The organism is Staphylococcus caprae (genome assembly GCF_002902725.1).
Taxonomy (GTDB): domain Bacteria; phylum Bacillota; class Bacilli; order Staphylococcales; family Staphylococcaceae; genus Staphylococcus; species Staphylococcus caprae.
The window spans coordinates 24208-45849 of the sequence record NZ_PPRT01000097.1; the positions used below are offsets into that span (position 1 = coordinate 24208).

At 33.3% G+C, this 21642-nt stretch carries 22 protein-coding genes; 6 read left to right on the top strand and 16 right to left on the bottom strand.

From position 1 onward, the window contains the following. Positions 1 to 2: 2 nt before the first annotated feature. The 3 genes from CD155_RS12615 to CD155_RS12625 form a co-directional block, all read right to left on the bottom strand. On the bottom strand, positions 3 to 1028 hold the full coding sequence (locus CD155_RS12615; protein ID WP_103213485.1) for a methionine ABC transporter ATP-binding protein: 1026 nt from the start codon (positions 1026 to 1028) through the stop codon (positions 3 to 5). Between the two features lie 217 nt (positions 1029 to 1245). Next, positions 1246 to 2391 carry a bifunctional cystathionine gamma-lyase/homocysteine desulfhydrase gene (locus CD155_RS12620; RefSeq protein WP_103213486.1) on the bottom strand — a complete coding sequence of 382 codons (1146 nt, stop codon included), beginning with the start codon at positions 2389 to 2391 and terminating at the stop codon, positions 1246 to 1248. Then, the gene (locus CD155_RS12625) at positions 2384 to 3292 is read right to left on the bottom strand and encodes a PLP-dependent cysteine synthase family protein (protein WP_103213487.1); all 909 of its coding nucleotides are present in this window, start codon (positions 3290 to 3292) and stop codon (positions 2384 to 2386) included. Before CD155_RS12625 ends, CD155_RS12620 begins: the two co-directional genes overlap by 8 nt. A gap of 326 nt (positions 3293 to 3618) precedes the next feature. On the opposite strand from CD155_RS12625, the gene CD155_RS12630 reads away from it, so the two are divergent. After that, positions 3619 to 4158, top strand: a complete 540-nt coding sequence (locus CD155_RS12630) for a pentapeptide repeat-containing protein (protein ID WP_002445235.1) — start codon at positions 3619 to 3621, stop codon at positions 4156 to 4158. Positions 4159 to 4279: 121 nt separating this feature from the next. Continuing rightward, the gene (locus CD155_RS12635; RefSeq protein ID WP_070871584.1) at positions 4280 to 4828 is read left to right on the top strand and encodes a hypothetical protein; all 549 of its coding nucleotides are present in this window, start codon (positions 4280 to 4282) and stop codon (positions 4826 to 4828) included. 85 nt (positions 4829 to 4913) lie between these two features. On the opposite strand, the gene CD155_RS12640 is transcribed toward CD155_RS12635, so the two are convergent. The 5 genes from CD155_RS12640 to CD155_RS12660 all read right to left on the bottom strand — a co-directional run bounded on the left by CD155_RS12640 (position 4914) and on the right by CD155_RS12660 (position 9092). Further along, entirely contained in the window at positions 4914 to 6242 is a 1329-nt protein-coding gene (locus CD155_RS12640; protein ID WP_070830716.1) for a sodium-dependent transporter, read from the bottom strand. A gap of 154 nt (positions 6243 to 6396) precedes the next feature. Next, the gene (locus CD155_RS12645) at positions 6397 to 6645 is read right to left on the bottom strand and encodes a hypothetical protein (protein WP_070830714.1); all 249 of its coding nucleotides are present in this window, start codon (positions 6643 to 6645) and stop codon (positions 6397 to 6399) included. Positions 6646 to 6681: 36 nt separating this feature from the next. Next, positions 6682 to 7410 carry an alpha/beta hydrolase gene (locus CD155_RS12650; protein ID WP_103213488.1) on the bottom strand — a complete coding sequence of 243 codons (729 nt, stop codon included), beginning with the start codon at positions 7408 to 7410 and terminating at the stop codon, positions 6682 to 6684. Positions 7411 to 7538: 128 nt separating this feature from the next. After that, positions 7539 to 8390 carry a patatin-like phospholipase family protein gene (locus tag CD155_RS12655; RefSeq protein ID WP_103213489.1) on the bottom strand — a complete coding sequence of 284 codons (852 nt, stop codon included), beginning with the start codon at positions 8388 to 8390 and terminating at the stop codon, positions 7539 to 7541. Between the two features lie 24 nt (positions 8391 to 8414). Beyond that, complete coding sequence (locus tag CD155_RS12660; protein ID WP_103213490.1) at positions 8415 to 9092, bottom strand: phosphatase PAP2 family protein; 678 nt, start codon at positions 9090 to 9092, stop codon at positions 8415 to 8417. A 335-nt stretch (positions 9093 to 9427) separates the two neighbouring features. Between CD155_RS12660 and CD155_RS12665 the strand changes: the two genes are divergently transcribed. Next, a complete protein-coding gene (locus CD155_RS12665) occupies positions 9428 to 9673 on the top strand; it encodes a hypothetical protein (RefSeq protein WP_080981431.1) in 246 nt (81 codons plus the stop codon). 43 nt (positions 9674 to 9716) lie between these two features. On the opposite strand, the gene CD155_RS12670 is transcribed toward CD155_RS12665, so the two are convergent. From CD155_RS12670 to CD155_RS12680, 3 genes are all read right to left on the bottom strand, one after another. Then, entirely contained in the window at positions 9717 to 10085 is a 369-nt protein-coding gene (locus CD155_RS12670) for a Na-translocating system protein MpsC family protein (protein WP_103213491.1), read from the bottom strand. A 116-nt stretch (positions 10086 to 10201) separates the two neighbouring features. After that, positions 10202 to 12772, bottom strand: coding sequence for a DUF2309 domain-containing protein (locus tag CD155_RS12675; protein WP_103213492.1), 2571 nt, complete (start codon positions 12770 to 12772; stop codon positions 10202 to 10204). A 15-nt stretch (positions 12773 to 12787) separates the two neighbouring features. Continuing rightward, positions 12788 to 14287, bottom strand: a complete 1500-nt coding sequence (locus CD155_RS12680; RefSeq protein WP_103213493.1) for an NADH dehydrogenase subunit 5 — start codon at positions 14285 to 14287, stop codon at positions 12788 to 12790. A 601-nt stretch (positions 14288 to 14888) separates the two neighbouring features. Between CD155_RS12680 and CD155_RS13265 the strand changes: the two genes are divergently transcribed. The 3 genes from CD155_RS13265 (at position 14889) to CD155_RS12695 (ending at position 15636) form a co-directional block, all read left to right on the top strand. Next, on the top strand, positions 14889 to 14957 hold the full coding sequence (locus tag CD155_RS13265) for an alpha-1/alpha-2 family phenol-soluble modulin (protein WP_103213502.1): 69 nt from the start codon (positions 14889 to 14891) through the stop codon (positions 14955 to 14957). A gap of 93 nt (positions 14958 to 15050) precedes the next feature. Next, positions 15051 to 15122 carry a PSM-delta family phenol-soluble modulin gene (locus tag CD155_RS13270; RefSeq protein ID WP_095323428.1) on the top strand — a complete coding sequence of 24 codons (72 nt, stop codon included), beginning with the start codon at positions 15051 to 15053 and terminating at the stop codon, positions 15120 to 15122. Positions 15123 to 15447: 325 nt separating this feature from the next. Next, entirely contained in the window at positions 15448 to 15636 is a 189-nt protein-coding gene (locus tag CD155_RS12695; protein WP_002445215.1) for a hypothetical protein, read from the top strand. Between the two features lie 167 nt (positions 15637 to 15803). Here the strand turns inward: CD155_RS12695 and CD155_RS12700 are convergent, their stop codons facing one another. The 5 genes from CD155_RS12700 to CD155_RS12720 all read right to left on the bottom strand — a co-directional run bounded on the left by CD155_RS12700 (position 15804) and on the right by CD155_RS12720 (position 21642). Then, complete coding sequence (locus tag CD155_RS12700; RefSeq protein WP_103213494.1) at positions 15804 to 17006, bottom strand: GTP-binding protein; 1203 nt, start codon at positions 17004 to 17006, stop codon at positions 15804 to 15806. Positions 17007 to 17179: 173 nt separating this feature from the next. After that, positions 17180 to 17563: a VOC family protein gene (locus CD155_RS12705; RefSeq protein WP_002445209.1), complete on the bottom strand. Its 384-nt coding sequence runs from the start codon at positions 17561 to 17563 to the stop codon at positions 17180 to 17182. A 430-nt stretch (positions 17564 to 17993) separates the two neighbouring features. Next, entirely contained in the window at positions 17994 to 19169 is a 1176-nt protein-coding gene (locus CD155_RS12710; protein WP_103213495.1) for an MFS transporter, read from the bottom strand. Between the two features lie 17 nt (positions 19170 to 19186). Beyond that, entirely contained in the window at positions 19187 to 20398 is a 1212-nt protein-coding gene (locus CD155_RS12715; protein ID WP_103213496.1) for an ATP-grasp domain-containing protein, read from the bottom strand. Next, positions 20395 to 21642: an ATP-grasp domain-containing protein gene (locus CD155_RS12720; RefSeq protein ID WP_103213497.1), complete on the bottom strand. Its 1248-nt coding sequence runs from the start codon at positions 21640 to 21642 to the stop codon at positions 20395 to 20397. The genes CD155_RS12715 and CD155_RS12720 overlap by 4 nt, the downstream gene beginning before the upstream one ends.

A 21642-nucleotide genomic window follows, 5' to 3' on the forward strand; every position in this document is an offset into this window, starting at 1 on the left:
ATTTATTGCACCTCCTCAAATTGAATGTGATGTTGGGAGAAATACGCTTCCGGACTAAAACGTTTAAATTGTTCATCATGTTCAAAGCGTATCCACATGTAACACACGGTCTCATCTTGAATGTCTGACATAGATGAGAATAAAATATTCACATTGAGTTGATGATCATGCACTAATTCATTTAATATAGGGTGCTTAATTTGTTTCGCATCTAAGAATAATTTATAATCACTGTAATCTTCGCTATCACGGTCGTTAAATGACTCACGTAGACTTTGCGAAGGTTCAGTACGAATGACTGTTGAAACAAAGTTCTTAGCTGTACTCGTTTGAGGATGACTAAAGACATCTTTAACCGTTCCAATCTCAACGACTTCACCATTTTCCATAACAGCTACTCGATTACATATCTTCTGTATAACGCTCATTTCATGTGTAATCATCATAATCGTAATGCCAAATGTGCGATTGACATTACTTAGCAACTTGAGTATTGAACTTGTCGTCGCTGGATCTAGTGCACTCGTCGCCTCATCACAAAGTAATATTTTAGGATTTGTTACCAATGCACGTGCAATCGCCACACGTTGTTTTTGACCTCCAGACAATTCATCTGGAAATTGATCTTTCTTATCCGCCAACCCTACAAACTCCAGCATTTCAATAACTTTCTCTCTAATCTCGCTTTTGCTCTTCTTACTTAAAATGAGAGGCATAGCAACATTTTTATAAACTGTCTTAGAATTTAATAAATTGAAATGTTGAAATATCATTCCAATATCTTTCTTAATTCCACGTAAATCTTTTTCTTTATATGTAGCAATCTCATGTCCATCAACGATGACTTGACCATCTGTAACCGTCTCAAGTTGATTAACAAGTCGGACTAATGTACTCTTACCAGCACCACTGTATCCAATGACGCCGAATATATCGTGTTCGTCTATCGTAAATGAAACATCTTTCAAAGCATGTATTGTCTCTCTCTTTTTGTGAAAGACCTTATTCACATTGCGAAATTCAATCAATTCGACTCACCCTCATCAATTCTGATTATACTTATCTGAATATTAGAATTATATTGAATTGTCACAACATCGTCAATACTATTTTTTTAATTTTCCGAAAATTAATTAATATTCTAATAACTACTCTCTTTAGCAATTGAATGACACTGATAACATCTCTCCCAACTAAAAAAGCTACCCTCACACAAAAGTAAGGATAGCTCGCAAAATATAAATTCTATTTTAATGTGTCTAAAGCAGCTTCTAAATCATTCACTAAGTCTTCTGTATCTTCAATACCGATGGATAAGCGAATTAAGCCATCAGTAATACCTTCTTTAGCACGTACATCTGCAGGAATAGAAGCATGTGTCATTAGGGCCGGCACGGAAATAAGACTTTCAACTGCGCCAAGGCTTTCTGCTAAAGTGAAATATTGTGTTGCATGAATCACTTGTTTAGCAGCTTCTGTATCTTTAACTTCAAATGCGATGACGCCTGTATGACCACTCGCTTGAGATTGGTGAATATCATGATTTAAATGACTTTCAATACTTGGATGGAACACTTGTTGAACTGATGGATGACTTTGTAGCATTTTCACAATACCATCCACATTACGATTAATTTGTTCCATACGTAAACCTAATGTTTTAATCCCTCTTATTAATAAATAACTGTCTTGCGGTCCAAGCACGCCTCCAGTTGAATTAGAAATAAAACCAAGACGTTCTCCTAATTCATCATCAGCAGTAGCAACTAGACCGGCCACAACATCACTATGTCCACCAATATATTTTGTGGCAGAATGTAATACGATATCAATGCCAAAGTCTAAAGGATTTTGATAATAAGGCGTCATAAATGTATTATCTACAACTGAAATTAGATTATGTTTTTTAGCAATCTCAGCAGACGCTTTAATATCAGTGACTCGTAAAAGTGGATTTGAAGGTGTTTCTATATATAACATTTTAGTTTCTGGCTTAATGTATTTTTCTACATTTTCGATGTGAGTTGTATCAACAAAGTCCACTTCTACACCGAAACGTGTAAATACTTTAGTCAATGCACGATACGTGCCACCGTAAACGTCTGAATTTAAAATTAAGTGATCCCCTTTATCTAAAAGCATGATGACTGCACTGATCGCAGCCATACCTGAACCAAATGCAAAGCCATGTTTACCGTGCTCTAAATTAGCAATCACGCTCTCTAATGAAGCACGTGTAGGATTTGCTGTACGTGAATACTCATATCCTTGTCTTAAATCGCCGATATCATCTTGTAAATACGTGCTTGTTTGATAAATCGGTGTTGTTACTGCACCTGTATAATTATCTGTAGTATGTCCACCATGAATCATTTGCGTTTTTTTATTCATTGTCGTTACGCTCCTTATAATTGAAAATTTGTTTTGACATATAACGATCACTACCATCTGGAAAGATTGTGACGATAACGCCTTCGTTAATGCGTTTCTTAAGTTCTAAAGCTCCTTGTAATGCAGCACCAGAAGAACTCCCTACTAATAACCCTTCTTTATTGGCAATCAGTTTTACGTTATTAAATGCATCTTTATCTGTAATTGTAAATATTCCGTCTACTAAATCCTTTTCTAAGAATATGGGCCATTTTTCTGCACCAATACCTTCTGTTGCATGGGCATGCATCGGACCTCCATTTAAAATAGAACCTTGAGGCTCAACAATATAATTTTTAACATTATAATGTTTCATATGTTGTGCCACGCCAGTAAACGTGCCTCCCGAACCTACACCTGCCACAAAATAATCAATACGAGGTAGTTGGTCTGTAAGTTGTTTAGCTAATGTATGTGTATACGCACTCGGATTATCTTCTGTACCAAACTGGTTCATATATAAAGCATCATATTTTTCAGCATATGTTTTAGCTTCTTTTTGTGCACCAATCATACCGTCAGCTTTACGTGTGCGCCTTACATCTGCACCTAATGCTTTCATAATTGAAATTTTTTCTTCGGAAAAGCCCTCCGGCGCATAAATGACACATTTAACCTTGTACCGGTTCGCAGCAATTGCCAGTCCAATACCAGTATTTCCAGCAGTAGCCTCGACAATGGTGCCACCTTCTTTGAGACGACCGTCCTCAATAGCTTTTTCTACTAAATATTTACCCAATCGATCTTTCACACTGCCACCTGGATTAAATTGCTCTAATTTGGCATATATTTTAACATTTTCATCACTAAAGCTTTCTAATAATACAAGTGGTGTTTGCCCTATCAAGTCATAAGCAATCATAATTTATCTTGTTCAACCAACGCATGATGAGTGGTTTGAACATAACCTACTTTCTATCTTTATAATTCTTACTTAACAGGTATGAATTATAACTGAAACTGTTCGCTTTTGCAATTTTCTAAAATGAATGAAATACACGAGAGCGAATCCTGTAAACGCATTTTCTAGATATAAAATTTTTATAAATGCTATTAAACTTCAATCGTATGTGAATAAATGTTCAACATGTTATCATAGTCATGAATACTAATAAATGAATATACATTGACTACATTATTGAGAGCAAAATTTGATACCAATAATTAGGCTAAAGGAGATTATTATTTATGACAAAACAGGACTTATCTTTATCTGTATTTACGAAGGAAAACTTTAAAAACCTTCGCCATACATCTTCAAATTTCAGAAATTCAATGTATGACGAATTAGAAGTTAACAAAAGTCGTTTCAAAAACTGTAATTTTAACGAAGGCATTTTCAAAAATATTAAAGCCATTTCTAATACTAAATTCATTACATGTGGATTTAACAATTGCATCTTTGAAAGCGTCCATTTTTATAAAGATTTATACAAAGATTCAACCTTTGTAAATACATCATTTGATGAAACAGTACTTAATAATCTTACATTTCAAGATATATTATTCGAAGACAACCTCGCTCGCAACGTCAAAATGACAGATACAGTGTTTAAGAACATTAAATTTACAAATATTGAAGTCGACAATGCCACTTTTGAAAATGTTAAATTTAAAAATTGTGCATTTGACAATGTAGCTATAAGAAACGCTTCAATGCCTCAAAAACTTATAGACGAATTACAAAAACAACAAGTTGAATTAGATAACGTACACCCTTCAAAATAAATTGTAGATAAACTCATTATGATATTCTCTTAACTTAATACCCTCCTTAAATTATGTTTATATTTAGAAGATAACGGGGTAATTAAGAGAGTAATATCAAGATGACGAAGGAGAAACTAATATGAATGTCACAGGTCATTATGAAGAATTCGATAAGAGCAATTTAACTAAAGAAGATTTAATTTCATTTGATGAAATTAAACAAGATATTGAGAAACTGAAACAAAGTGAGAATAAAAAATCAGACGAGAATGTGAAGTTAGAACAAAAGATCAAAAACAGCTTAAGCGACTGGAAAGATTATCTAAAAGATGAATTCCGCCCAGATAACCAGCCTGAAAAAGAACGTTTATCCAACATTAACGATAAAGTAAAGAGCGACTTAGATGCGGCATTTAATTATAAAGATGGCGCTAAAGTGATGAGTTTATTGGAGCCCGCATACCAACGTGGCAAACGTGATTTACCTTATGGTAGAGCACTCATCATTTACAGTGATGATGATATCGTTGATAATGCTAAAAATTTCTTTGATTCCAGTGACGAAAATGAAAAATTAGCACATTTTATCCTAGATAAAAATATTGAGTTAAGCGAAGAAATTATGTCAGATGATTTCGTAGAATTACTCAAATTAGATAAAGAATATCTTGATGCTTACTTTAACTAAAAAACAAGCTCTAAGACGATTTCTCAAATGAGAAAAAAGTCTTAGAGCTATTATTTTTGGCGTTTAAATTTTTTGCATCTAAACTTTATATTAATTGAACGATAAATACTAGTATAATCACTACTGGCATTACAAATTTAATAAGATAATACCAAGGTAAAAATAATTTAAACTTGTCTTTGCCAAAGTTTTCTTTCAACAGCTTTTTATCTAATAACTGACCAACAACTAATGTTGTTCCTAAAGCGCCTAAAGGCATGAGAATGTTTGAAACGATAAAATCCATGTTATCAAAAATCGTACCTGCCCCAAATTTCACACCACTTAAACTACTAAATGAAAGTGTCGCCGGTATGCTAATGACAAATACTAATAAGCTCCCTATTAAGGCAACAGGTTTACGTTTACGGTTATCATTTTTAGTAAAGTTTGAAACATTTAACTCTAGTAATGAAATGGAAGATGTTAATGCTGCAAATAAGAACAATACTAAAAAGATGAAGTAAAAAATTGCCCCAAAATGCATTTGGCTAAATACTAAAGGTAAAACTTTAAATAGTAACCCTGGACCCTCTTGAGGTTGATAACCGAAAGTTTTTAAAGCAGGAAAAATTGCTAAACCTGCTAGCACAGAAACTAAAATATTCATTATAACAATTGAAACTGCTGAAGATTTAATCGTCATTTCTTTAGGGGCATAACTCGCGTAAGTAATCATACCAGTTGTACCTAGAGATAAAGTAAAGAAAGACTGTCCTAAGGCAAATAAAATACCTTGCATTGAGATGTCGTGTAATCTCGGTTGTAAAATATAGCGCGCGCCCTCTAGCGCACCGTCTAAAGTTAAAGATTTAGCCACTATAATTAATAAAAAGATAAATAATAGAGGCATCATAATCTTTGATGCTTTCTCTAAACCTTTTTCAACACCGAGCATCACAATAATCATTGTTAAAAAGATAAAAATTCCTTGCCCTAGTACTGTGAGCCAAGGATTGCTAATAATTTCTTCAAATTTAATATCAGTTAAGGAAATGGATTTAAAAGAAAGTGCTTGTAAAATCACATTGCCCATATAAATAATAATCCAACCACCGATAACACTATAAAAACCAAATAATATAAATACAGCTAAATTCCCATTCCATCCAATAAGATTTAGCCATTTTTTACCAGTTAATTTACTGTAAATTTGGGTCGTGTATGTGCGCCCCATTTTCCCTACAGTAAATTCCATAATTAATAACGGAAGCCCTACAAATATTGTGAAAATCAAAAACATAAATAAGAATGCACCACCGCCATATATTCCAGCCATGTACGGGAATTTCCACATTGCACCTAATCCAATTGCAGAACCTGCGCTAGCTAGGATAAAACCGGTAGATGTCTTCCACTGTGATTGATTACTCACATTACCAACTCCCTTTAAAGCGCTAAAGTGTTTTTATACTTAAATCCCACTTTATCATGAGTTGATTTTAAGTGCAATGTGCCTATAGATTGTCAGAATAATTAGATTTAATTATTTTTAAATGTTTGTAAGACTTCCATATTTCGAAATCATTTTATTCATCGTTCAATCCATAAACTATATTTTGACCTTCAGAGACTTCTTCGATATCTAAACTTTCAATGTGATCTACATTAATATAATGAACAACATCTTTTTTAATAAAAAGGTATGGTAATTCATCAAATTCATCTATAATACGTCGCACACATGTGTCGTAATCGGGGCCATTTTCAAAAGTTTTAAATTCAGTATATGTTTTACCTGAAATAGTTGTATAAGTGAGTAAAAAAGTACGTTTCATAAACTTCATCTCCTCTAAAATTATAAATTTAATTATTTATTGTCTGAAAAACTGAACAATTTCATGTTCTAATTCATCTCGTCCTTTACCATGTGTCATGAGATGACCACATTGCGCAAAGGAATTCAATTCTTTATTACTAGTACCTAAATGATCATAAATAAATTGTGCGCTTAGGGCATACGCCTCATCATCCTGCTCACCATACATCATCTTACTTGGCACTTTAACGTCTTTAAGATGTGTCATGATATCATCAATAACTTGTTGAAATAGTTCAATTTGATGATTGTAGTCGTGAATCGTATTCATTTGTTTAAGTTGTTCTTCATCATCAAAGTTTAAAATTTGATTCATTCTTTGTCCGTATTTTTCAATTCTTTTAGCAATGCCACTTTCACCTTTTTTATGTGGGGCAGACATGACAGCGATACGCTCTAAATCAAATTGTTCGGCCAATCTAAGAGTGAATAAACCTCCTAAAGAAACACCTGTTGCGCTGATATGTTGGTAACCTTCATTTTCTAGGAAATGGTAAGCATCTTTAACTTCATTCCACCAATCATCAATATCATATTGTGTAAATTGATCTAAGGGCAAACCATGCCCCGGATAATTAGGAACATAACACGTGAAACCTTGCGAATTTAACGTGGTTGCTAGATGCTTCACATCGCGCACAGTACCTGTAAATGAATGTAACAAGAGTATCGCTTGATGACGATCTCCTTTCAAATAAATTGATTGAGGTGCTTTAATCTTCACTTCTCTATTTCACTCCTACTTAAATTGCTATTTTTTTAAAATAAGACCCCCTTCACTAAGAAGGCAGTCTCAAAACCTTCAACTCATTCTGAGCATTGCGTACCGGACAATCTTGTAATTAAAATTGACTACTCAATCCAAGCAGGATGATGTTGTCTGATTTCTTTTGCGACTTGCATACCTTGTTCATATCCAGCATGCCCGATATCAATTATATTGTCAGGACTATAAATATTCTCTCCAATAGCATTTTGACTTTCGCTATTAGGCGTGATTGTTATGACGCTACTATTTTCATCTAACACTTTCGCATCATCTTTCACACTAGGGAGATTACCGTAGCCATCAGCTAATGGTGCTATAATCATAATGTTCTTGAAATCTTTGGCAATCATTGCATTTGCTGGTGACGTCATTCCTCCATCAATCCAATCTTGCTCGAGTACACGAATGTGTGGCCATAAACCTGGAACAGCTCCACTAGCTCCAACCGCTTCTTCTAATGCAATGTGACTTTGTTCATTAAATGTAGCAAGTTGACCTGATTTAGCGTTAATCGCAGTAATAATTAGATTATCTGTCCACTCTACATTACCTAAGCGCTGTCTAATGGCATGCATACGTTTATCGAGTGGTAATTTAGAAGGGTGTGTATAGATGATATCACCTAGCATCTGTCCTACTTTGACAGGATCATCTTTACCAACGACAAATGCATTTTGCCAGAGGCGATATAAATCTGAACTCATCGCACCACGATCATCCGAACTAATTTGTGATGGTAGTTCTAAATAATATGATTTCATATCCTCTTGATTCGCTAATACAGCACCTATAAATGAACCAGCTGAAGTGCCTATAATTGCATCTGCTGTAGATACATCAATATTGCTATCATTTAAACCTGCTAGCACGCCAGCTTCCCATGCCATACCAGTAATACCACCGCCACCTAGTACCAGTGCTTTATCATTTTCCATATTATCCAATCTCCTTAAATCACTTTAATTTTTATCGTTTCTCCATAAAGTAAATAAAGGATAAGCCATTATAAAGAGTAATACCCATAATACAGCTAAACTCACGCCACCAATGACATCTGAAAAGTAATGTGCGTGAAAATACATTCTACAGAACAAAATGCTTATCCATAACATTGTTGAGATTGTAGCTACAAGTATTTGAGCAATTTTTCCTTTTAACATCGGAATAACTACAATCACGATGATAATAAAGAATAAGGTACTCGCATTTGAGTGACCACTAGGGAAGGACAAGCCTGAATCAATGTTTAAATGACTCAACGGGCGTTGTCTTCCCACGGTTTGTTTAATCAAATAATTTATCCACGTACCTGTCGTCATTACTAACAATACCCAAACTGCTTGAGATTTATTTTTAAAAATAAATAATAGTACAACGAGGATGAGCGTCAATTTCAGTATTGCACTTACATCACCAATGGTTGCACAAAACGTCATATAGCAATTAAATAGACCGTCTTCATATATCCTCTGCGGGTTACCAAAATAGTGTGTAAACCATTCTAAAGAGGACATATCTATCATTTTCAGAAAATGACTATGCGTCAAAACGCCACTCATCATAAAACTAAAAATAATAAATGCGATAATAAATAATGGAATTGTTATTTTTGCAGAACCTAATTTTTCATACTCCATATTAACACCTGTTTCTCTACGTTGTGTCAGAAGAGGATTAACTTCTTATTCACGCTTTAAACGCATTTTCTATCACTTGTTAAAATCACACTATTGTCTAACAAAATCATGCGCCTTAAGCTACACTTTATCAATCAATATACTCTAACAATTATTTATCGTCTCCCATTCTACACCAAATTCAAATGATTTCCTTTTTCAAACTGTCCCTCGAATCAAATTAACCATCAGACACTCATTTAACAATAAAATTTCATACATATCGCATATATTTTAATGTATAATGTAGCTTATATCTATGACACACACTGATGTCGACATAAGGAGGACGGACTTTGAAAGATAGGAGAATACTCATTTATATTGCCCTCATCATCACACTTATCCGATTTTTCATACCTTTCCATCCTAATTTTGATACTTTACTATTATGGTTATTTATTCTGTATATTATACCTATCCTTTTATGTGTATTTGCATTCAAATCTGAAAAGTTAATAGCCACGATGGTCATTATTCCTAATTTAATGGGCGTGTGTTATCGCTTAATTGTATATTTCAATTATTTACTCCATCTATAATAAAAACAGTACTACCCCATGGATAGCACTGTCATCTTTTAACTTATTGCTTCATTCTTTTTTCAAAATTATCTTCTAACTTAAAGACAATCACACGTTCACCAGTTACGGTACTTAAATCACTATGAAAGCTCACAACTTTTAACCCTATTAAATCATAAATAATATTATTTAAATCTTCTTGGCCTGATTCAACAAGTTCAGAACGTGTGCGTTTGATATTCAACAAACCTTCATTTGTCTTACATACACGATATTCTGCTGGCGTTAATATACCTTGCAAATTGATAATGACCATATCACGCAAAATATCCGTTTTTACAGATAACGAACCTCTTCCTAGAAAGTCTTTTTCCCACTGCGTTATGGCTTTACTGATTTCGGCTTCATAAATACCTTTAGTCTTTTTCATACCTAGACTGCTCCTATTTCTTGATTATCTATAGTTTAACATTATTCTAGATATTTCCGAAATCTACTTATTTTAGGTGATCATTCTTTTTGCATTTTCGATGAACGACGCTAGAATTACCAATCTTTCCAGCTATTATGCTCATCGATACTTGCAAGTCTTACCCAATGATGATCTACTTTCTGACGAAAATGACTATTTTCATTGAGCAAACGTTGAATGTGTGAATCAGGCGCTTGAATAACAACGAGTAGTCGTATCGGTGAATGGTACATGTCATTATCACCAGCCATTACAGATTGCCAAGGCAACCCATACATTAAATCACTAGAGTTCCCTTGCATCACACCAACGCCTGATGTAACAGATTGCGTAGTTTTATTCCCACTTCCATAAAAATGAGGTGCAACAGTTGATGCATAATATTGTAAGTTAATCCACTGTGCAACTAATGCAGGGCCTGAAATGATCGTATTTAATATTTGGCCATCATTATCTTTAGACCAATCATAATTGTGTAGAAACGCACGCCCTTCTAAATCACTATTTTCAGTAATCTCTCGCTTACCAATAATGAATTCTGCATTTTTAGCTAATCCCCATTCAGGGCGTATCTCACTCCAATCACTCGCATAGCGACGGGCTTCTCCAACAGGGTCTTTATGATGGCGAACTATACTTGGCAAATGAGCTAATCGTTCTAAGTTTGCTTTATAGCTTACTTTTGGCATTGCTGCCTTCAATTCTTCAAATGCATGCTGTGCAGCCTCGGTTAATTCCGGCACATAAATATACTCTAGATCGTCAACTGATGTTTTGTGTTCAGCAGCAATGAAGACCGTTTCATCAGGAATTTGAATACCCTCTTGAGCTAAACCTTCTCTTACGGATGGCATATTGCACATCGTAGCTAATAATTTTGCATTGAATCCACTTGAAGCCCCTCCGCAAGCACCGCATTCTAAAGTTGCATGATACGGATTATTATGTGATTCACTTCCGTGACCTCCTAAAACGACAAGCGGTGCAAAATCTTTCGTTAAATCCATCAATTGTAGTGCATTTTTGGAGAACTGAATTTGTTCTTCTGACGTAAATCCAACAGGTAATTCAGAATATTGTCCATGTTCTCGTTCAATTGTTAATTTTGCTTCAGGTTTGCGAAGCCATCTTTTCGTAAAACGATTGACAAATTGATACGCTTTTTTCGGTAAAATTGTATTAGCAATCGTACTAATACTCAAGAATGGTCCACTTAATTCAGGTAATAATAAACTTGGTAACACATTATGCTTCATAAGTTTAAACGTGTAAAACATCGATGTAACCGAACGTTGTTGTTGATTATACATATTTAACTCGTGGCGTTCAGCGTATTCTTTAATTTTATAAGCTGGTTCTACCATGACTGGTAAAGAATTATGCGTAAATTGCTCATCAAGTGCTTCCTTCTGAATTGGTAATCCAAAGAACCCAGCAATTCCTATTGTTTCGAAAGGACCTTCACTTTCTAAATGACGTCTAAAAGGTTCAGATCGTACATCAATACAAAATGCTAGTTGAACTTGTGTGGATTGCTTATCATTGGCTTCAGATGATGAATCATAAATTTTTTCGACTAATTCGCGTTCATGCGTTTCTTCCCATGCCTCAAGCCACAGTTTTTGAAAATATGCTGAGTTAAACGTTTGAACTAATTTTAAATAATCATGTTGTTTTGACTCAGGTAAGTCTAACCATTCATCAACTGTCATTTGACTATTCAATAACAATGAACGGAGTAACTCTAAGCCCTTTTTAATATGAAAAGGTTGGGCCGAAGTCGTATCAAATTGATTGTTAAGGAGCAATGCCTCCATAGACAATCTAATAGCAATATAATCAGTAAGTAAATCTTTTTCATGTTCATTTTTCTCTGCACGGTAGTACATCATTCCCGCCCAACCAGGAAGTGATAATAAATGACTTTCTATATACGCTTGCTGATTTTCTTCATTAATTGCTAGCTGTTTAAACGCTTGGAGTATCGCTTCATTCGCATTATGCGGCAATCCTTTAACTTTTTGACGTTGTTCTTTCTTGAACATTGGATCATATTGGGCTAAGTGTAACCATGCAGTATAAAAACCTTTATCACGTTGAGGCATTGTCCAACTTGATTGAAAATCATCAATATATAATTTTGACCATTTAATCATATGTGCATCCAAAATATCGATAAGTGTCTCACCATGTACGTTTAGACGGTCGGCACTCTTCGCTCTCACAATCTTTGTAGTTTCAAATTCTTTGAAATTGTCTTTTATCCATTTCTCTAATTTTGCATGTTTTTCATCAGAGAAATCATCTTCGCTCATATGTGGCACACTTTTAGCATTATTGATATATGAAAGTATTTCATTTTCAGAAAGCGAACTGTCATACGTATCTAACTCTCTCTTTAAAAGGTCATCAAATACTTCAGTATCAATTTCCCCTTTATCAATTGCTGCTTGAATAGAAGCATGATTAGGATAGATATCAATATCTCTGACATCTTTTAACCACAGTGCAACTTGATCAAATGTACGATCTTCGAGACCTTCCCACGGGTTACGAGCCGCAAAAATTGAAATTGGTGATAAGGGGGTAATGACACGTTTGGCACGTGATACTATTTCATTCATATCTTGTTGATCTTGAGTCATAACCTTTCTCTCCCTTTACAAATATTTTTTCAAATAAGTTGGATGACTTTCAATAGACTGCGCTTTGGCTTCACCTAGTTTAACAAGCCATAAATACAATATTGCGAATGCTTTAGAATCTCTTTGTCGAGCAACCCAAATGCTGAGAATACTTCCTAAGACAAGGATGATAATACTAATAATGATGCTTATCACAGGTGGGTGTGCGATATGCATATAAACGGTATTTAAAGTATTATAGAAATAATGGTGAGTAATAATATACACGATCGCAACAATAACAATCATCATGACGCCGACAACTCTACCTATTAAACCTCGACTAAATGCTACCATTTGGTTCCATGACACCATAAGGGACCAAGCTAATATTAAGGCACTGATAATTTCATACGGGCTGCGGTCGCTATTTAACCAAAATGCTACAGCAATCACGATCGCTAATAGACGACCTAACACGACCCAACTATACGAACGCTTGGCACTCGGTGGAGTTGGGATATTAAAGCGTTTCACTACAGAACCTGACTGTAAGAATAATGTAGCTTTAAAAACCCCATGTAAAATCAAATGTATAATAGCCGCTGAATAAACACCTAACGCACATTGAACAAGCATGAAGCCCATTTGGCTCATCGTAGAACCTACAAGCTGTCGTTTGTAATCAACGTGTACCAAACTGATTCCTGAACCTAATAATACTGAAACACTAGCGATAATAAGCAAAATTGTAATCGCGAATGAATTGTCAAAAACAGGCGAAAAACGCGTTAAAATAATTCCTCCAGCATTAACTATTCCAGCATGCATAATTGCCGAAACTGGTGTAGGCGCCGCTACAGATTCAATTAACCAGCTTTGAAATGGAAATTGAGCTGCAGGAACAATTACTGCTATGACAATAAGAATATCAATAAAGAATTTCATCCCACTATTAATAGTATTGTCGTAAGGTGAAGCGATATTGATGTGCCAATCTCCAGTACTAACGAATAATAAAACGACTGCAACTAGTAATGCGAACCATCCTAATGCAAAAGATTTTCCAGAAATTTTAGCTGCTTCATGTGGAATTTTCCATGAACGATTCACACGAATGAGCAATGTTAAAGATAACAGCGTTGCCCCCCAGAACAGAACCATTAATCTTAAATCACCACTCAACCACGCTACAGATGCAAATGATGTAATCAACGTAAATAATGGAAAATATTTGCGATAGTTACGATCACCTAATAAATAACGAGCTGAGAACTTTTGAATAATAAATCCTAAAACTAGAATAAAACTTCCCATCAACCACGCAAGATGATCTAAGGTAAACGGACCGATTTGTTCTCCATCTTTAACAGTAAGCAAACCTATGATGCCAATAATTATTGGTAAAAAAACAAGATATAAATGTATGTTTATGTATTTAATTGGTACTGATTGGATTAAAAATAACAATCCACTCAGTATAGCAATGACAAGTGTTATAAAAAATATTGTTAAAACGAAACTCATACTTAACATTGCACGTCCCCCACTTTAAAAATTTATTTCCTTATTTAATCAAATTTCACAACAAAAAAGCCTACAATAGCAAAATCCTTCCATTATCCTTTCTAAAATAATGTAAAAGAATTTATAACTACTGTAGGCTTCAATTCAACTCAAGTATGTATAGATAACTCGTCCACAAGTTACCTTTTAATTTCTTTATTTAAATAAGCTGCCTATATATTGTTTGTAGCAAAGCAAGAACTCTTTCTTCTCCATCAATTAAGATATAAAATCCAGAATTGCTAGAGTAAGACTTAGTTGTTACTTTTGCGCATATTAACACAAATATACTTCAAATAGTGTCACAAGTCAATTAATTACGTACATTCATCCCTCTTTCATCTACCTAAAATAAGGTTAAATTAGGAAAAGACATCATTGCTATAAACGTGAATATTAAGGTTTTGTAAAGGTTTACAAAGATTCTCTACAATTAGGAAGTATTGTGTGTGATTAACTGGCCTAAAAATTTCACTTAGGACATTGAATATACGAGTTAGGAACTTTTACTCTACCCAAAGTATTATCTCGTTACAATAAAGATATCAAATAAGCAAAGGAGGTAATTTTAATGAGTGATATCATCAATCAAATCGTTAAAGTACTCAAAGGCTTAATTGACAAACTTACAAAAAAATAAGTTTATTGATTCATCTAAAGCTATTACTTATGGCTTATGAGTAGTCAATAAAAATTCTCTAACATACACCGATACGAAGGGAGGCCACTAAACATGGGTATCGTTACAACAATCATCGAAATCGTTAAAACTATCGTAGACTTAGTTAAAAAATTCAAAAAATAGTTCATACTAATACTTCAACCACTATCCCTACGGATGGTGGTTTTTTTATGACTTATTATCCTTGTATGCATTGATGCATCTATCCACACAAACAAACTCTCGCGCCATTTCTTTTGAATATTTATATTAAAGCTAAAAATAACTATTGTAATAAACATATGTATACATATAATAGTATGTATAGCATACAATTTGCTAATTCAATTGTAATGCTAAGATCATAAAACGACATCGAAAGGAACGACAATATATGAAAAGACTCTCAATATTAAATATTTTATCCATTATTTTTACACTAATCAGTGTTTTTATTTGCTATACAACAATGTTTACTAATTTATATAACGAAAGTGGCTTTAGTTTTTGGTATTTCCCAGGTGCAACTTTCTTTGTGATATCTATTATTATTAACATCATAGGAATGTTTAAAGCCAACCAACCATTAAACGTCACTTTATTCTTAATTAACTTTTTCGTACTACTCATTTTCACTACGCCATTTGCTATAGCTTAATTTTAATAAATTTAAAAAACAGGTTATTACGAAAGTAATGATATGACACACTTTTGCAATAACCTTAATTTTTTATGCACTTTTCACGTGGAACAACAGTTTAAACTACTCAGATAAACCTTCCTATATATTATTCCAGCATTATTTCAGATTTACTATAGTTTCCCTTACATCCTTTTATCATATTTCCACTGATAAGGATCGTGAAGCAAGCGCCAATCTTGATCCATTTCTTCAGTATTAATCAAGCACGCATCTAGTTGTCTAGTAATCTCTTCTTGATTTAATTCAGTTCCAATAATAACGAACTGCGTATGTCTATCACCATATTCTAAATCCCATTCAGCAGCTATCTCTTCACGAGCCATAAGAATCTCACGTTGTTTTTGTTCAGGCATTGTCGCCACCCAATATGTGACTGGATGGACATCACAAGAAGACCCTGCCTGCGAGAGTAAACATGCAACACTATTGTGTTGTGCGAACCAAACAATACCTTTGGATCTTACAATATTGCTAGGTAAATGATCGAACCACTCTTTAAAACGATCAGCGTTGAATGGAAGTTTTCTACGATACACAAATGATGAAATGCCATATTCTTCAGTCTCAGGCGTATGATGTTCATGTCCACCATGTGTGAGTTCTTTTATCCACCCGGCAGACTCACTTGCCTTCTCGAAATCAAATAACTGAGTATTCAACACTTCTGATAAATCAACTTCTGCATTGACTGTTTTGATCATCTTAGCTTCGGGCTGTAATGCACGAAGTGTTTTCTCCAGTTTTGCTAATGCTTCTTTACTTACTAAATCAATTTTATTAATAATCATGACATCACAAAATTCAACTTGATCGATGAGTAAATCGGCAATCGTACGTTCATCGGCGTCTCCGATGCTTTCATCTCTATCCATCAATAAATCTTCTGATTGAATATCATTAATAAAACGATTGGCATCCACAACGGTTACCATTGTATCTAATCTGCATATAGCAGTTAAATCAATCCCTAATTCTTCATCTATATACGAAAACGTTTGAGCTACTGGTACAGGTTCTGAAATTCCTGTGGATTCAATGACAATTTGATCAATGCCACCCTTTCTCACTAAACGTTCAACTTCTTTAAGTAAATCATCTCTCAAAGTGCAACAGATACATCCATTTGAAAGTTCTACAAGTTTCTCATCCGTCCTAGAAAGTCCTCCCCCTTGTGCTACTAAATCCTTATCGATATTGACTTCGCTCATATCATTAACAATCACTGCGATACGGCGTCCCTCTCTATTTTTCAAAATATGATTCAGTAATGTTGTTTTTCCAGAACCTAAGTATCCACTTAGAACTGTCACGGGTATTTTAGCCATTTAAAGAACTCCTCTTTATGTAAATAGTAATTATTACGTTTTACATTTTAAAGAAGTTAATCCTATTAATCAATACTTTATTTTTGAAAATAATTTTACTCCCCGCATACATTAAAAAGGTTAGTTGAAAATACATGCACGTTTTCAACTAACCCATCGAACAATATTTAACTTTAAAAAGTACCATCAATAAAATAATTAAAAACCCAAGTAATACCATTCAAACGATCTTTAACTTCAGCATGATACGCGTTAAAAAATGTTTTATATAATTTAACTTTAATATGTCCACCATCGTCGATTAAACGTTGATATACACGTTCTAATTCTTCCTTAGAATCACAATCGACAAGAAGATGTGGATTTTTAGAAATAGAATGTTTATGAAAGGTATCAGAGAAATGAACGAACGTGTTTTCTCCGATAATAAGTTGGGCATGATATGTTTTACCATCTTTAGCTATTAAAATTTCAGTGTTTGCTTGAAAGACATCTTTGTAATAACTTAATGATTTATCTACATCCTTTACATATATAAATGGATTGACGCTCTTCATAAATCCCTCCGAATTATTAGACTTAAAGTTTGTTTTACAAATATATATTAAACTTTCGAAAATTTCAAAAATCTAAATGTTGATTTTTTTGACGTTTTACTACAATCTAATACAACAAAACCACTCCCTAATGGAGTGGCCATCTATTTAAAATTTAGGTGCACCATTTACTAAAATACTTCTTAAGAAATCGAAGACTTTTTTCGCGAATTGAATTAAATCACTCATGAATTTCATCTCCTCTCAATTATTTTTTTACATTTTCATTATAAAACCTTAAAACTACAATGAATCAATTTTGCCTAACTGACAAACATCAATACATAAATGTTGAAATTACAACAAAATATTACAATTAAAATCTATATTTATACACTTAGGAAGTTAAATATACAATCACCAACTTAAGATAACTATCTCTTCATAATGATTATGCAAGTTTATTACTTTTATAGAAAAATAATATACTGAATGACGTTATGATAGATAATAACCCAAACAACAACCAATCTTGTTGAATACGGTCTAAACATAAGCCGCCTATAATTGGTGCCAACAGAGCACCTAGATTTTGTAACCCAGCTAACGAATAATACGTACCTTTATAACTACAATTGGATAATTCATCAATCCGAATATCCATCATTGTAAACACCAGCATTTCACCCAAGGTAAACACAACCATTGCGATACATTTGAAGATAATATCATCAACTGTCCCTAGCACAAATAAACTTATGGGCAATAAGGCAGCTCCTGTTATCATTGCTGTCTTAATGGATGTGCGTTTGCTAAAGAAATAAACGAAAAATTGGCATGTAATAACTGTAATTCCATTTATTGAAAGTAACAGTGCAAATAACTTTGAAGCGTCAGTATTTTTATAATGCGACGCAAAGAATTGGGGCAATATACTAGTCATAACGGTATAACCAAACATAAATAGGACTAATCCAATGATTAAACACGAATATGCTCTATCATCACGAAATGTAGTATATATGCGACTAATATCAATTTTCAAAGTATTATTTTTATTTTTCAAATCTAATTTAAGTATGAAAAATGCATAAACAAATGCATTGAAATTGATACAATAAGCCATAAAAATGATGTAACAAATGATATTAACGCCTAAAAATTGCAACTGAACTGACAGTAATGGAGCCAATGTAGCTGAAATATTAACAAGATAATAGCGTACATTAAATACCAATTCCTTATCCTTTTTTTTAGTGAATAATGCCAAAATTGTTTTATATGTCGGAGAAAGAAGACTACTTCCTATACTATTAACTAAAGCAAATATAATGAAAAATATATATTTACTGATTAAAGGGAAACACAGAAAACTCATTGACGATAGAAATAAACCAGAAAAAATAATAATTTTTTTATCTATTTTATCGATAAAAGGGGCCGCTATAAAACTCATAAATAAAGATGTGATCGCAAAGGTCGAAACAACCAACCCTATTTCCAAACCACTAAAATGATAGTTTTGAGCTAAATAAATTGATAAAAAAGGTATGATTAGAAAATAGCTAAATCTTTCAAGAAATGTAGCTAAAAATAGTATATATGTGATTTCAGGTAAATTTTTCAACAAAAATCTCCTTTATTCTAATGATGTTGTTCCCATATAACATTTTTTTCATACCAATCAGTGACAATATTAATTCTAGAAATAAGTTCTTGTTCATTATTGCCTTCTATTAAAACAGATATGATATGATCCACGCTAAATTGCGCATCGTTATAGGTTTTATTTTTTTGAGCAGTATTTTTAAATTTTACTATCCAGTCATAATCTAAGTGTTTCTTAATACCTTTATAAACACCATTTTGAGGTGGTAGTAAAACAAAGCCAGAGTATCGTTCAACAGATTCTTGTTGAATTGTACATGCATGATCCTCATACATTTGCATATATAAACTTTCTTTATTCAAGTGAATATTCGTCGAGTTCTGAATGACGTTTCCTACTTCTGCACCTCCAGTTCTACTTCCTATTTCACAAAAATATATCTCACCACTATCAGTTAAGAAAAATTCGGCATGAAATGAACCGTTTGGAAAGCTAGGTAATGTATCTATGACTTTTTCAGCTTGTGCTTTGAAAGTGATATTTAATGCATTACTTTCATCAATCATATAACTCGCTAAAGGTTGATTTTTTTGAAATTCTAAGCAACCTTTATAATATTTAGAAACATAAGAAACGATGACTTTATTATTATGAATTAGTCCATCAACATGATACATATCTCCATTTATAAACGCTTCGATTTCATAATTATTTATATTTCTATTTTCTTCAAAAAAGGTGTCTATATCTTGTTGATTTTTAGCTATAAATACATCCATAGAACCTGAACCATAGATGGGTTTTAACACCACAGGATAGTTAGTTTGTTGTACAAAATTTTCAACTTGTGCTTTAGAAATGACTTTTTCAAATTTAGGAATATTTACAGATGAACCGTGAAGTAATTGCTTCATCAATAGTTTATTTCTATATGCTTCCGCACTTATCAATGACTGGCCGGGACAATGTAGTATCTCTCTTAACTTTGCACTTCGCACAACGTCAAATTCTGAGATAGATAATATGTTAGTGATATTGTACTTTTTGCTTAACTGTATCGCTTTAATTTCAACATCCACGTTATCCACGTAGTTCTCAAATGATTCAATGAATAAAAAATGATGTTGATTAAACGTATGTTCTTTTTCTTGCGGGCAAAAAAGAATGATATTTTCTTCTGCATTTGGAAACCACACATCATAAGGCGTTTTGTTTCCATCGGTATTAGACAATATAATGACAGTCATTGTATCTCCACCTTTATAAATGATTCGATTTCTCCGATGATGTTTTCAATATCTTTAGTGCTTTGTCCTTCTAAAATAATATTGGCAATGAAGCAACTAGAGAAATGTTCAGGTGGCATGATGACTTCGTCACCTTCTTCTTTCAAAGGTATGACAGCTATGACGCCAGGTATTTCCATAATAGAATCCAAACCTACAATTTTTTTGAATATTCCACTTTGATATGCGCGTATACTATAAAAGCATAATTTCTTATTACCATTTTCATAATCTGGCCAACGATCTTTAACATGATGTCCAACAGCAACATCGATAATTTTTTCAATAAATGAATGCCCTGAAGATAGTCTGATAAGATGTGATGTTATAAATCCGCCAGCTGGTCTTGCCGCAATCTCTATCACTTTGAACCCAGATTTCGTTAACCGACCTTCTAAATGAAAAGCACAGTGATCAATATCTAAACTTTGAATCGCCAATTTAGTTTTCTTTTTGATTTCATCTTTAACTTTTTTAGGCTTATCAGAAGGAAAAAATGCAATATATTCTAAAGAGAATTCAGCTGTTACGCTTTTATCAGTAATCCCAGCTATAAATATTTCTTTATTTTGCACAACGCCTTCAACAGAGACCTCTTCTCCTTCAATGTATTCTTCATAAATATATTGGTTAGGATAGTAACGGTAAACTTTATCTTTTTTAGGAGAGGTAGAATCCAATAATAAATTAAACGTATCTTCTAAATGTGCTTTACTTTCAATTTTAAAAATGCCTTTACTACCAGAGGCGCCAACTGGTTTTAATATACCTGGTATTCCAATCTGAGTGACTGCCTCTTTTAAATCGTTCAAGCTTTCAACCTCTTGAAATTTCGGGCAAAGCCCCTCAACATTCGACATCGCACGTCTCATCAAATATTTATTTCTCACATTTTGCACAATTTCCGGATTTATACCAGGTAAACCCAATTCTTTGTTTAAAAAAGACACAAGCTCTACATCTTTATCTGACCAGGTAAAAACACCACTAATTTTTATGTTTTTGTTGTATTCAATAACTGTATTAATCGTTTTTTGAATTTCATAAGAATTAATAATAATTAAATCATCTAATAAATGACCGATTAACTTAGGGTCTTTATCTGCCATTAAAACTACTCGATATCCTAAATTTTTTGCTTCTATAATAGGTTGAATTCTCTCTACCTTATGGCTTCTTAAGTTTATAAATAGTAAGGTTTCCAT